7 protein-coding genes, 1 rRNA gene and 1 pseudogene are annotated in these 14,300 nt (G+C 42.6%); 4 read left to right on the plus strand and 5 right to left on the minus strand.

What is annotated here, in order from left to right; translation table 11 throughout:
* Positions 1-41: 41 nt before the first annotated feature.
* Positions 42-521, minus strand: a complete 480-nt coding sequence (locus CJD36_RS20725; protein ID WP_105041117.1) for a YdeI/OmpD-associated family protein — start codon at positions 519-521, stop codon at positions 42-44.
* 23 nt (positions 522-544) lie between these two features.
* On the minus strand, positions 545-3,169 hold the full coding sequence (gene mutS / locus CJD36_RS20730; protein WP_105041118.1) for a DNA mismatch repair protein MutS: 2,625 nt from the start codon (positions 3,167-3,169) through the stop codon (positions 545-547).
* Between the two features lie 347 nt (positions 3,170-3,516).
* Between mutS and CJD36_RS20735 the strand changes: the two genes are divergently transcribed.
* The 4 genes from CJD36_RS20735 (at position 3,517) to CJD36_RS20750 (ending at position 11,809) form a co-directional block, all read left to right on the plus strand.
* Positions 3,517-5,379 (plus strand): glycosyltransferase family 39 protein, encoded by a 1,863-nt coding sequence (locus CJD36_RS20735; RefSeq protein WP_105041119.1) that lies wholly within the window; start codon positions 3,517-3,519, stop codon positions 5,377-5,379.
* Positions 5,380-5,559: 180 nt separating this feature from the next.
* Entirely contained in the window at positions 5,560-6,888 is a 1,329-nt protein-coding gene (locus CJD36_RS20740; RefSeq protein WP_105041120.1) for a DEAD/DEAH box helicase, read from the plus strand.
* A 534-nt stretch (positions 6,889-7,422) separates the two neighbouring features.
* Entirely contained in the window at positions 7,423-11,268 is a 3,846-nt protein-coding gene (locus CJD36_RS20745) for an NACHT domain-containing protein (protein WP_105041121.1), read from the plus strand.
* A gap of 139 nt (positions 11,269-11,407) precedes the next feature.
* Entirely contained in the window at positions 11,408-11,809 is a 402-nt protein-coding gene (locus CJD36_RS20750; protein WP_105041122.1) for a hypothetical protein, read from the plus strand.
* A gap of 410 nt (positions 11,810-12,219) precedes the next feature.
* Here CJD36_RS20750 and CJD36_RS20755 read toward each other — a convergent pair whose 3' ends face one another.
* The 3 genes and pseudogenes from CJD36_RS20755 to rrf all read right to left on the minus strand — a co-directional run.
* Positions 12,220-12,828, minus strand: a complete 609-nt coding sequence (locus tag CJD36_RS20755) for an HNH endonuclease (RefSeq protein WP_205685664.1) — start codon at positions 12,826-12,828, stop codon at positions 12,220-12,222.
* Positions 12,829-12,876: 48 nt separating this feature from the next.
* Positions 12,877-13,056: pseudogene (locus tag CJD36_RS24045) on the minus strand (homing endonuclease associated repeat-containing protein); the annotation flags it as partial.
* Positions 13,057-14,211: 1,155 nt separating this feature from the next.
* Positions 14,212-14,300 (minus strand): 5S ribosomal RNA (gene rrf / locus CJD36_RS20760); the annotation flags it as partial.

Genomic DNA, 14,300 nt, shown 5'->3' on the forward strand with positions numbered 1-14,300 from the left:
AAGAGATTTGATAATACATTCCAACTCACTATAATAAGTTCTTACCCCTTTTCATACAACTTCATCCCCTGTGCCAACTTGTTTATAGCCATAGCTATCCTGTTGAATCTGGTATCCGCTTTCTTTGCGCCATAGATCCATTGTAAGTAGTACTTCTTTTCGCTTTCAGATAGGGAGTAGAAGTACTTAAAAGCAGCAGGTTCGTCTTCAAGGCAAAGCTTAAACTCACCGGGTATTTCCAATGCTTCATTGTCAATATACAATATCACATGCACATGGTCTCCGGCTTCTTTCTTTATCTTCTTGCGGATCTCAGCTCTTACGGGTAGGAACAGGTTGCCATCGCCCATAGGCATCAGGTGATACTTGCTTATTTCAAAACCATCTATGGTGCCCATTACCCTAACAGTATTGAAACGGGAGTTCTTGTCTTTTGGGATCTCAGGGATGCGGGCAAAGGTCCAGCCACCCTTGCCTTCGTATTTTTCCAGCAAATATTTCTTGTCGACAAGCGGCTTCATAGACCTAGGTATTTCAATGAACACTACTTCTTATAAGACTTTGTTATCCCTTTCAGCTCGTTCAACTTCAGCAATGCCTCAACTGGAGTGAGTGTATTGATATCTGTATCTTCCAGCATCTGCTGTATGCGACGTATATCTTCTGTAACGCCATCAAATATATTAAGCTGATACTGTGGTGAAGGTTTTACGTTCTTTATCTTCTGTAATGTCTCTCCTCCACCAGATGCCGCATGCTTCTCTTCCAGCAATGCAAGTATCTCATTAGATCTGTCGAGCAGACTATTGGGCATACCGGCCATGCGAGCCACCTGTATACCAAAGCTATGGCGACTGCCGCCGGGTGCCATCTTACGCAGGAAGATCACTTTATTGGCAGTCTCCTTGTGGGTGATGTGGTAGTTCTTTACCCTTGGCAATTGGTTCTCTAACTCATTCAACTCGTGGTAGTGCGTAGCAAATAAAGTCTTGGGTTTAGTGCTGCTGTTATGCAGATGCTCTACTATGGACCAGGCAATAGAGATACCATCGTAAGTGCTGGTACCGCGGCCTATCTCATCTAATAAGATAAGGCTGCGCTCGGTGATATTATTGATGATGGACGCTGTTTCGTTCATCTCCACCATAAAGGTACTCTCACCGCCACTCAGATTATCAGAAGCGCCTACACGGGTGAATATCTTATCGGTCAAACCGATGGTGGCCGACGTGGCGGGAACAAAACTACCCATGTGCGCCATGAGGGTGATAATAGCAGTCTGCCTGAGCAACGCACTCTTACCACTCATATTGGGCCCGGTAAGGATGATCACCTGCTGATCGGTCTTATCCAACGTTATATCATTGGCTATATAAGAATCACCCGGCGGCAATCTTTGTTCAATTACCGGGTGACGGCCTTCTTTTATCTCCAATATCGGGTCCATTACCAGAGTTGGCCTGTGGTAATTATAGGTGATGGCGTTGTTAGCAAAACACAAGAGACAGTCTAACTGGGCTACAATATTGGCATTGGTCTGTATAGGTGCTATGAAGGGTTCTATGCCTGCCAGTAACTGCTGGTAGAGATCCATTTCAATGGCCAATATCTTTTCCTCGGCACCCAGAATCTTCTCTTCGTATTCTTTAAGTTCGGGGGTTATGTAACGCTCTGCATTGGCCAGGGTCTGTTTCCTAATCCATTCGGCAGGCACTTTGTCTTTATGCGTATGTGTTACTTCAAGATAGTAGCCAAATACATTATTGTAAGATACCTTCAATGAGGATATCCCCGTCTTTGTTGACTCTTCCTGTTGTATCTGTAGCAGGTAATCTTTGCCACTACGCGATATCTTACGAAGATGATCCAGCTCTGTATGGATACCTTCTCTAATGGCCCCACCCTTGCTTACCAATACCGGTGCATCATCTACTATAGTCTCCATTATACGCTTACGCAGATCGGACAATGGCTGTAATACCTGCACCAGTCTACCTAAGGACTCATTATCGCTTTTGATGCATAACTCACGGATATCTTCCATGAATTTCAGGCTTTTGGCCAGTTGCAATACCTCACGAGGGTTGGCTTTCTTCAGTGGTATCTTACCAATCAAACGCTCTACATCTCCAATCTGCTTTACCAATGTCATTAGCGCATGATTGAGGTCTTGTTCCAATATGAAGTGACTCACCAGGTTCATACGCTGCTCTATGCGGTGCATGTCGAATAGCGGGAATATCATCCAACGCTTCATTAACCTGGCACCCATAGGCGTATGGGTATGATCTATGGCGTTGAGCAATGATGCTCCCTGCTCATAACCACTATTCAGCAACTCAAGGTTGCGGATGGTGAACCTGTCCATCCATACAAACTCATCGGCAACTATACGATGCAACGTATTGATGTGCTGTAGGTATGAGTGCTCTGTATCTTTAAGGTAATGCAGTGCAACCCCACAGGCCACAATGGCGCTGCGCATATCTTCAATACCAAATCCTTTCAAAGAGATGGTCTGGAAGTGTTGCAGCATCAGGTCGTAAGTATATTGCTCCTTGAATATCCAGTCTTCCATATGGAAGGTGTATACCTTGGTATCAAAGTGTTCTTTGAACCTTTTTACCTGCGCCTTAGACAGGATGACCTCTGATGGCTGGAAGCTCTGCAGGAGCTTGTCCATATACTCCATATTGCCCTCGGCGGCATAAAACTCACCGGTGGTAATATCAAGGAAGGACACACCGCACATATGGTCGGTAAGGTGGAGGGCCGCCAGGAAGTTGTTGGTCCTGTTCTCGAGGAGCTTATCGCTGGTGGCAACACCAGGGGTAACCAGTTCGGTAACACCGCGTTTTACTATGCCCTTAGTGAGCTTGGGGTCTTCCAGCTGATCGCAGATAGCCACTCTGTAACCCGCCTTTACCAGCTTGTGCAGGTAAGTATCGAGCGAGTGGTGCGGGAAGCCCGCCAACTCTATGGCGCTGGCAGAGTCTTTGCTGCGCTTGGTAAGGGTGATACCCAATACCCGTGATGACACGATAGCATCTTCACCAAAAGTCTCATAAAAATCGCCTACCCTGAACAACAAAATAGCATCGGGATACTTTGCCTTTATCTCGTTGTGCTGCTTCATTAACGGGGTCTCCGTTGATTTTTCCTTTGCCATTACCGCAAATGTAATTTTTATATAGCGGAGATACCGAACACGACATACAGTTGTGAGAGCGGTGTGGAAAACTTTACAGTTGAAAAATGTCTTATTCTCAGCTTGGTGCAGTTGCGGCCCTACGGGGCGCCGGGTTTGGGTGGGGTTTATGGGCTACAAACCTTTTGCACCTACGGCGCAATGACATGTTATGTACCAAATCCGAGACACATTATCTATTTCCTATTTATTAAAATTCCCCGAACTACCTTTTGCCTTATTAACCTTTAACTCTTTAACCCTTTACCCTTTTAACTTTTTACTCATTTAACCTATTAAACCAACGGGTTTTGTATCTTCACGCAGTTATGTCAAAGACTGTAAATAAACCAACAGCTGCCGCACAGGCATCTACCTTTTATCCGCAATCAACTGAGCAGGACAATAGGCTATGGGGCAATATTTTTATGGCCAGCCTGGCGCTTATCCTCATCCTTATGACCGTTATGAGTTTCTCTTACGGGCTGTCGGGCGATGAGGTGGATATGAACGAATATGGTAAGGCCATTCTTAAATATTTTACCACCTTCGGTAGCGACCAGACCGTACTGAACATGCCCAAAGACTACAACCGCGATGGTGTGATGCAGTACTATGGCGGTTTCTTCGACCTGATCTGCGCCATTGTGAACAAATTCTCTCCCCTCGGCGAATATGCTACCCGACACATGCTCAACGCCTGGGCCGGCTTCCTGGCAATACTCTTTGCCGCCAAAATAGCAGCCCGCTCTTTCAGCAAGCAGGCGGGTGTATTCTGCGCCTGGCTGATGTTTGCCGCGCCATTCTTCCTGGGGCATGCTATGAACAACCCTAAAGACGTTCCTTTTGCTACTGCCTATATTGCCGCCATCTACTTTATCATCAAGCTGTTTGAAGGCTTTCCCAAGCCTAGTATAAAGGCTTATGTACTGGCCATCCTCAGCATTGGCATTACCATAGATGTGCGTGTGGGTGGTATCCTGCTCATCCCCTACCTGTTCGTATTCTCGGGCATCATATATGTAGTAAAACAATGGTTCCAGGACCAGAAAGTAGATCTGAAAGCCTTCATCAAACCCATAGCCATAGTGGCGGTGCTGGGCTACCTGGCAGGCAGCCTCTTCTGGCCATACGGACAAAAGAACCCTATATCCAACCCGCTCACTGCCCTGCACGAAATGAGCAACTTCAAAGTATCTATCGCCCAGCTGTTCGAAGGCGAAAAGGTGGCATCGAGCGAATTGCCCGGCAACTTCCTTATTAAAAGCTTTATCATTACCAATAGTTATGTATTGCTTACCGGCCTTGTGCTGATGGGTGTTTTCCTGTTCAGCATCCGCAAACACCGCGCGGCAGCTAATATTTACTTCGTCATCTTTACCGGCATCTTCCCCGTTTTCTATATCATTTACTCTAAGGCCAATGTATACCACGGCTGGAGACACGTGATGTTTGCCTTCCCTTCGCTAGCCATTGCGGCTACCGGTGGCTGGTATTGCCTGAATAGTTACCTGGCCAAAAAGAACTTTAAATACGGTATGGCCATTGCGGCACTGCTGCTGCTGGAGCCATTAGCATTTATTGTTACCTCTTTCCCCAATACCATCTGCTACTTCAATACCTTTGCAGGCGGAGTAAAAGGTGCTTACACCAATTATGAGGTAGACTACTACTACAACAGCGTGAAGCAGGATGTAGACTATTTCAAAAAGAACGAGCTGCCCAAGCTGAAACCCGGCGACACCGTAACCATTGCCAGCAATTGCGCCCACCTGCTGCTGAAGTATTTTGAAGGCGTAGGTAATGTAAGAATCCTATATGTGCGCTACCCCGAACGCAACCAGAAACCATGGGACTACTCCATATATCACATAGCACTGATACCCGGAGAAGAAGTAAAAGCCCGCACCTGGTTGCCTAAGAGTACACTGTTTACCGCATCAGTTAGCGACTGCCCCCTGAGTGCATTGGCCAAAAGACCATCTTACGATGATGCCAAAGGATTTGAAGCACTCAACCGCAACAGCGTGGATACTGCCCTCATTTACTTCAACAACTACATGAAGGCCGACCCCAACAATGTAGAAATGCTGAACCTGATGGCCAACATATACCACCAGCTGCATCGCGACGACCTTGCCAACCAGTATATGGGCCAGATGAAGAAGTTATTGCAAGTTTCAGAAGAATAAAAATATCAAAACATCAGATTTGACAACTTTCTAAAAAGTTGTCAAATCTCCTAACAACACCGACAACAAACCATTTACACAACACCTCCCTCTCCTTTGGAGAGGGCCGGGGTGAGGCTCAACAACCCCACCCCGCGACTTACCACTTTTTACTTACGACTTACGACTTAAATACTTACCATGACTTTCGCCGATTTCAACCTCACCACCCCGCTGCTCAACGCATTGACCGAACGTGGATACGTAACACCTACTACCATACAGGCCAAGGCTTTCTCGGTGGTGATGTCGGGCAAAGACGTATGCGGTATAGCCCAGACGGGTACCGGAAAAACATTTGCCTACCTGCTGCCCGCACTGCGCCAGTGGAAATATGGCAAAGACCGTTATCCGCAGATACTGATACTGGTGCCCACCCGCGAACTGGTGGTGCAGGTAGTGGAATCGGTAAAAGAACTGACCCCCTACATGACCGTAGAAGTGGTAGGCGCCTATGGCGGCGTGAACATGAAGACGCAACTGGCCGCAATAGAAAATGGCTGCGACATAGTGGTAGCCACCCCCGGCCGACTGCTGGACCTCGCCTACAACGGCGCACTAAAACTAAAGAACATAAAGAAACTGGTGATAGATGAGATGGACGAAATGCTGAGCCTCGGCTTCCGCACACAGCTCAATAACATACTAGACCTGCTGCCCGTAAAGCGCCAGAACCTGCTCTTCTCCGCCACCATTACCGAAGACGTGGAAAAGCTGATGGACACCTACTTCAATGCCCCCGAGATCATAGAAGCAGCACCCACCGGCACCCCGCTCGATAACATAAGCCAGATAGGCTACCAGGTACCCAACTTCTACACCAAGATAAACCTGCTGAAACTACTCCTCACCGAAGACAAAGACATGACCAAGGTGCTGGTATTTGTAGCCACCAAGCGCATGGCCGATGATGTGTATGAACAGCTGGAACCAAAGTTTAACGAGGAGATGGGCGTAATACACAGCAACAAAGACCAGAACTTCAGGTTCAACACCGTCAACCAGTTCCAGGCAGGCACTTACAGGTTTATCATAGCTACCGACATCATAGCCCGCGGGCTCGACATAAGCGAGGTAACACACGTTATCAACTTCGACACGCCCGATATACCCGAGAACTATATACACCGCATAGGCCGTACCGGCCGCGCCGATAAAAAAGGTATCTCCATCACCTTCACCAACGAGAAAGAAGAGGTCTACAAGACAGCCATAGAAGAGCTGATGAACTACAAGGTACCCACCCTGCCGCTGCCCGACCACCTGGAAATATCGACCGAGCTAACCTATGAAGAGCAGCCCAAGGGCAACCTGAAAGAGATATTCGTAAAGATACCCAAGCGCGAAAACGTTGGCGCCGCCTTCCACGAACGATCGGCCAAGCGCATGAAAGACCCAACCAAAATAAAGCACTCCGACAAAATGAAGCTGAAGTATAAGAAGCCAATTAAGAGGAAGCCGAAGAAGTAAAAAAGACACTGATGTTAAGCGTAATCTTCAGATTACGCTTGCCCGGTCGGCAATCTTCAGATTGCTATCTGACACAACATTGAGCCATTAACCCATTGCGCAATTCAGCCATTATACTTGGGCGTGCCCCACCTCGCGCCAACCCTGGGGCTTCGCCCGCCGTAGCTTCAGCGAAGGTGGGTCGGGCTATCCGCTGCTACTCCTCGCTTCGCTGCGGGGTATCCGCTACTATCCCTCACGCAAAAAAACTGTTGCTGAGCGAAATCTATTGACTTCGCTCGACCGGTAGGGAATCTCCCGATTCCCGTCTGACAAGATAATTAGCAAGTCGGCCATTATACATCTACATTGCTTTTGGATCTATTATTACTTGCATCACTCCCACCCACTTCTTACCAACAAAGGTCACATCAAAGCAACATGTTAGTCAAGATAAAACTGCGGCCATTCTTTTGTTCTTTAAAGGCTGACTAAACATATTTTGAAATGAATAAATCCGTAAATTTATTAAATCACCTATAGCAGAGAGAAACGATGGATTGGAACAAATTAAAGCCTTACAAAAACAGCAAAAATAAAAGTTTAGAACAACTATGTTTCCAAATTGCTCGCAAATTATATGCTAACGAAGGAGTCTTTACAGAGATAGATGATAGTGGTGGCGGAGATGGGGTAGAATTTTATCTGACCAAACATGATGGAACTATTATTGGGTGGCAAGCAAAATTCTATGAAGGTTCCCAGCGCCTAAAAGACGGGGGGAGAAAAAAGGCTATATTAGGTTCTTTTAAAAAAGCATGTAAAGTACATCCCGACTTACATACATGGTATTTATGCACAAACACAAAATTTACACCTCAAGAACAAACTTGGTTTGAATCCAAAGTAAAACAATCTGTAGCAAATTCAAACAACATAATTATAGAACATTGGAGTGAAGGGAAGATTAATGCATGGCTTGACGAGCCTCAATTTGCAGGATTAAAAAGTACATATTTTGGAGAACTAGAACTCTCTCCAAATTGGTTTCAAGGAAATTTTGATCAATTTTATCATTTAATTGATAATAAATTCAGCAAATCCCTTCATACTAAGGATTCTCAATTATTCCAATACTACATCGATCCATTATTACTTAATAATACTCATTCTGATTATTTCAGTGATAAAATCCAATCCATAGTTACCGATAATGAAACTATACGTAACAATGTAAAACTAATCAATTTTGAAAAACACCCAGAATTTCGTTTCGAGCTTTCAAACCTGTTTGAACAAAGTTTGGCTTTCCTATTAGAACATATACAACGCATTAATCAACTTAAAGTATTAAAGCAAAATAAAAACATCAAAGAACTATTGGAGTTGGCATCACAAAATAACGTTGATGACCTATTCGGCATTCTGCAAAAATTCAATGATTATTGGGAATATCTGCATAAAAGTACAGACAACGCTCCCCAAGAGTATTCATTAACACAACATAAAACTAAAATTAAAGAGGCAATAGACGAGTTTGGGGGCATAGCAAATAGTCTGGAATATCTCTATGGAGTTTTTCTAAGAAAATCTTACCACTCATTTAACCTCTTAGGAGATGCCGGCATCGGTAAAACTCATATATGCACGAGTATTGCATTAGATTACTTAAGCGCTGAGCTTCCGGTAATATTTATACCAGCAAAAAAAATTACGGACAATTCATCGATACAAAATCAAATACTTCAGCTCCTAGATATAAAAAGTGAGTACTCTTTTGAAATATTCTTAAAGACTCTTAATTCTTTAGGAGAGATTAATGGCGTACGTGTTCCAATTTTAATCGATGGGATTAATGAATCTACAGATAATAACGGCAAATTTCTCAACAGATGGAAAATTGACCTGCCGTCTATAGAACAAAACTTAGCATCGTTTGACTACTTAGTGCTTATAACAACCTGTCGTTCTAGTTATGTAAATCAAATATGGCCAGGAATCACGACAATACTGGATTCGCGATTTCACACTTACAAAGGCATGCGAGATGACATTGATATCGAAAAAATGGTTCGGCTATATTTTCAACAGTATGGAATAGAAACCGACTTCCATTTTTTCAAACCTTCATATTTTAAATCGCCGATATTTTTAAAAATATTTTGTGAAGCAAACACTTCCAAACAAAATAATGAGATCGTTTTTTTAGAAATAAATGATGATACATTTTATGAGGTGGTTGATAAATACATTGCACATATCGACACGAATATTAAAAGGCGGTATATTGAAGAACTTGGGTATCCAAATTCAGGTGGAATAAATAATGTTGCCACTGTAAATTGTTCTGAACTTGGTAGATATTTATGGGAAAATAACTTAAGAAGTATTCCACTTGAGGAGGCGTTTAAAATAATTGATAAAAATCAGCAAATTGAAAATTATTTTTTCTCTAAATCGAGATTTTTAATTGAAGAAGGTCTCTTGTTTTCCAGAGATGGTATCAATGATAGTGAAATAGTATCTTTTACATACGACCTGATCGCAGGATATTGCATAGCAAAGTATTTGATTGAGCGGTATAAAACAGACTATAAGACGCTAATAAATAGTAGATACTTTAACGTTAAACTTTTTGGAAAAAACAACTTCCATCCTTTATACGAAGACATTTCAGAATGCTTTACAACAATTTTGCCTAAACAAACAACCGAAGCATATCATTTATATGAATACTACGATCAAGAATTTAAAAAGCCATTTTCATATTCAATTTTGCGCTTTTTCAAAATATCTGGTAATTGTATAAAAGAGCGGCATGTAACTTTGAGCAAAGAGCTATTTAATATCGATGGCAATCAATTAACTTTTCTTAAACATGCAGAAGACAATTTCTTTAATGCTAGGCATCCACTAAATTTTCTATTTTTCTCAAATGAACTTAAAAAATTACCGTTAATAAAAAAAGATTTACTATGGCTTGAATTTATCCGTAATAACAACAGTGAGTATGCAAACTCTCTATTAAAACGTTTTGAAAACGATGCGCAAAAAATCGAATCTGCATCGTTGATTGAAAGGCAACAATTTCTTATTCTTATACATTTTGCCATTTGGATGTTGGCCTCAAATTTTCAGAAAACACGTGATTTGGCAACGAAGGCATTGTATTACTATGGTCGTAAAAATCCAGATACTTTTTTGAAAATATTTAATGAGTTTATTAACGTTAATGATCCCTATATAATAGAGAGGTTTTGTGCTATAAGTTTTGGTATTATAGAAGCATTAGAAAACAATTTACCCAATCAGAATTTCCTAGAAACTACATTATCTAACTATGCAATTTTTTTATACAAAAATTTCTTTTTTGACAAAGCTCCTTATGCGACCACTCACATTCTTACAAGAGAATATTGTTATAAAATTATTGTAAAGGCACTCAGGTACGATGACACCATCAAACTTGATCAAAAGTATATAAAGAAACCTTTTCATAAAGGAGGCATAAGAAAATGGAAAGTCGAAATTGACAAGAATGAAAAAGATTATAGAGATGGGAATTCCCTTATTGATTATCACTTTTTAAGGAATGAATTATATGGGATTGCACCAGGAGATATCTATAATAAGAATGAAGAAAGGGAAAAAATATTAGGTCATTTAAGATGGCGTGCATATTCCCTAGGTTACGACTTTGAATTGTTTAAGAACCTTGACAGTACCTTAGAAAGATGGAAAGATTATAAAGAAGATGGCAAAATTCAAAGTTATGGTGAAAAATATATTTGGATAGCTTTTTTTGAGTTAGCAGGATATTTGCAGGATAACAAAAAATTGCAACCATACCGCGGTGAAATGCCGTATCCATTTTATGACAAAACAATTGATCCAACATTCCCTGGAAAGTTACCTGATATATTTTACTTCACAGACGACCTTATTGGTAACAGACAAAGTACTTGGGATGATTGGCTAACAACTAAAATTCCAAGCATAACTCACCTAATTCGGCCAAAATCCCTTCTTGATATAGATGGAGAATGGGTACTACTTGAGTCTACTATTTGTCAAACCGACGAAGACTCAAACAAACAAATTACTGCATGGAAAAATGCTATATTTATTCACGAAGCAAAATATCAAAATACAATTAAGATATTTTCAAAAAATAAAATTTTAGATCGCAATATCCGCCAATATTTTGACGCAGAAATATTCTCTTCTGAAATCCCATTTTCTCCTTTAATTCCAAACAGCAATACAACATCTGTTGAATATTTAAAATCAACAAAGGATACAACTGTAGAGCATTATGAATGGCAGATTGTAATTGGTGATAAAGAATTAAATCCAAGGGAAATAGAAAATATATGGAAATCAATAGGGGGAAAAGCATAAAGTAGAAATACTTGGAACAAAAGTAACTTTTATAGGAGATAAATTAATATCGCCACATATTTTCAGAGATGAGGCAGAAGATAGTTTCAATTTAATTTCTATCCTCGAAAAAGATTACAACGCTAGGATAGTAGAAACTGTGAGAAAAGAAACTGAAAAAGAGGAAATTAAAAAGAAAATTGAAATTATAACTCCACTCACTCATACAAAACATGGTATAACACTTTCAAAGGAAATTGCAGAAATGCTGAACCTTATTAATCAACCACAAACATTGGATTTGTTTGAAAAAAGTGGGAAAAGGGCAACAATGTCATTTAGGCATGGCGACGAATGGTTAAACAATCAAAAATTCATCTATATCAGAAAAGACTTACTAGAAAAATACTTAGCGATAAACAAGTTGAAAGTATTTTGGTTCTCCAACGTAGAAAAAATGATTTTCATGGTATGGGGTCGCAAAATCAATAATGTAACTGGTGAATCCGTCCGGTATTTTCAAGAAGTGGTTGAAACAAAGGATATTGCGTTAGACCATTGAAGAATATTATATTTCATATAATGATTCGTCAATGGTATCCAACAAGTTGGAGCTAAAGCAAATTATGTCGCCCTTACAGGGCTTTGTGAAATGTGGGTAATCGTAACGAGGGGCTTCACCCCTCGCTATTTATGTCGCCCTTTCAGGGCTTGCCTGCCGTGAGGCCTGCCTGCCTGCCTGCCGTTAGGTAGGGCTTGACCAATTATCGTAAATAAACCGGGCATCATGTCTATCATACCATCAAGCGCATCACGCCTGTCCCAACCGAAGGTCGGGAGTTCAGACAATTACAAGCCGCAGAGCATTCTGTTCATTCTAAAATTCTGTAAATTCTGATTCAGACAACCAAATAGCACAAGCACATCAACCACATTGAGCCCATTAAGCTATTAAGCCATTCAGCCATTATATCATAAATTCCCTTTCCCTCCATTACATACCTCACACAACGTCTGCAGATTCTCCATTACCGATTCCCCACCAATACTATACGCCACAATATGATCCACATGCAGCACCGTGCCCAGGTTAGTTGCCGGCGAGGCACCACACGCCACACACCTGAACAGATCCCTCTTCAACACCATATACCTCAACCTCCACCCCGGCTCCCTCGGCGTCGCCCGCTTAGATACTATCTTTAAATTATTACACTCGCTAAGCTTAATCTCCCGATTATTATCAGATGCTAAGCATAGACTCTGTCTACGATTGAGTGGGTGGCAATCTCCAGATTGCCGTAAAGTATCGCTATTATCACGCGTTACACCTCCCTCTCCTTTGGAGAGGGCCGGGGTGAGGCTAAACCCGGGTTGCATTTCTGCATTAGAATTCATTTCCACATTCTCACATTTCCGCATTTCCACATTGTCAAATGCCGCCTTCACGGCATTTGACCAGCTTCCAAACACCCGCACATACGGCCTCCTCCCAAAACTCGACAACGGCGGAACAAGATCAGCCATCACCGGCTGCCTGCCAAGCGCCACCCAAAGCCCCTCCAGGTTCTCCAATAACACCTCCCCCGATATATTAAACAACTTACACGGCTCCAACCTAGCCGCCACCAACGCATTATTCCAGCTCCCAAACCTCCTTACAAAGATCGTCGGGTAAAACCTCCCCGCCAGCCTGTACTCCTTATACGTCACCGACACCTTGCCACACACCCTGGCAAACTGCCTCAGATCCTCCAGCAGCGCCCCACTCTCCGGCCTGCACACCCGGCCATTCAACACAACATTCATAGAAAAAATTGATAGGATAAATAGAAAAAGAAAAACAACACACTCGTCCTCGTTTATAACGAGGATGCTACGGCACGGCGTTTGTAACGCCCGTAAAAAATTAACTGCCCAACCAACCAGGAAACCACATCAACCACTCTCCTCTTTTTGAAAGAGGAGTACCTCTAAGCCTGCCCTTTAGCAGGCTTAGAGGGGAGGTGATTATCAAACAAACCCTCTTCATTCCATAAAATCTCGCCATAACCATCAGCCCTTTTTTTAAAAAGGGCGACAAAGCTAACACCTCCCACCCAAACCACCCAAAACCGATTAACAACACCAATCACCCCATAACTAAAATAATTTGGCTGCTACAACCCAAATAAAAACCAACCAACTACACAACAACAAACTAACACTATGACAAACAAAAATAAAATTCCACGATGCGTTTTCACCACCAAATCCACTACCCAACACCGATTGTTGCGGGTTTACCTGCCGTTAGGCAGGACTACGTGGCGCTGGTGTGTGGACGTTACGGGTACTACAAAGCTTTTGCCCACTAACGGGGCAATGACGTGTGGCGTAATAAAATATCAAGATAATCTGTGCGATCTGTGTAATCACAGTAATCTGTGGTTCAGACAGTTATTTCGCCCTTACAGGGCTAGTGTTATGTGGGTAATCCTAACGTAGGGCATCACCCTACGCTGTTATATGCCGCCCTTTCAGGGCTTGACCACCACCATGAACAACTGAGATAGACCGAATAACATGAGCAGGAAGCTTGGCTATGGCCAAAAACGGCAGCTCGCGTGGGTGTGTGCGTGAGCGCGATTTTTTGGGCTGGGACTTTCTTTGGTACTTTCTTTTTCCTATTGAAAAGAAAGTACACAACAGGTGGGCACAGAAGAAAGTAAGGAGAGGTGGGATAAGTAAGAAGAGGTCTAAAAGCAAATAACCCTTAGCAAGTTAATGCTAAGGGTTATTCAATAAATATGCGTGTCCCAACCGAAGGTCGGGGGCAACTACCTACTCTCCTCCCGACCTGCGGTTGGGATAGTACCATAGCCATGAGGGGGCTTAACTGCGTTGCCTGTCCCGCAGCATTGCGGGATTCGGATCTTGTATAAATGAAGAATGCCCCGTCTTTCGACAGGGCATTCTAAATAAATATGGCAACTACCTACTCTCCCACATTGTTGTGTAGTACCATCGGCCATGGGGGGCTTAACTGCTCTGTTCGGAATGGGAAGAGGTGA

The organism is Flavipsychrobacter stenotrophus (assembly GCF_002954265.1).
GTDB lineage: Bacteria > Bacteroidota > Bacteroidia > Chitinophagales > Chitinophagaceae > Flavipsychrobacter > Flavipsychrobacter stenotrophus.

What these genes read in the sequence shown, in the direction of transcription:
- CJD36_RS20725 (WP_105041117.1), bottom strand. Translation starts at nt 521, where the DNA reads ATGAAGCCGCTTGTCGACAAGAAATATTTGCTGGAAAAATACGAAGGC.
- mutS (WP_105041118.1), bottom strand. Translation starts at nt 3,169, where the DNA reads ATGGCAAAGGAAAAATCAACGGAGACCCCGTTAATGAAGCAGCACAAC.
- CJD36_RS20735 (WP_105041119.1), top strand. Translation starts at nt 3,517, where the DNA reads ATGTCAAAGACTGTAAATAAACCAACAGCTGCCGCACAGGCATCTACC.
- CJD36_RS20740 (WP_105041120.1), top strand. Translation starts at nt 5,560, where the DNA reads ATGACTTTCGCCGATTTCAACCTCACCACCCCGCTGCTCAACGCATTG.
- CJD36_RS20745 (WP_105041121.1), top strand. Translation starts at nt 7,423, where the DNA reads ATGGATTGGAACAAATTAAAGCCTTACAAAAACAGCAAAAATAAAAGT.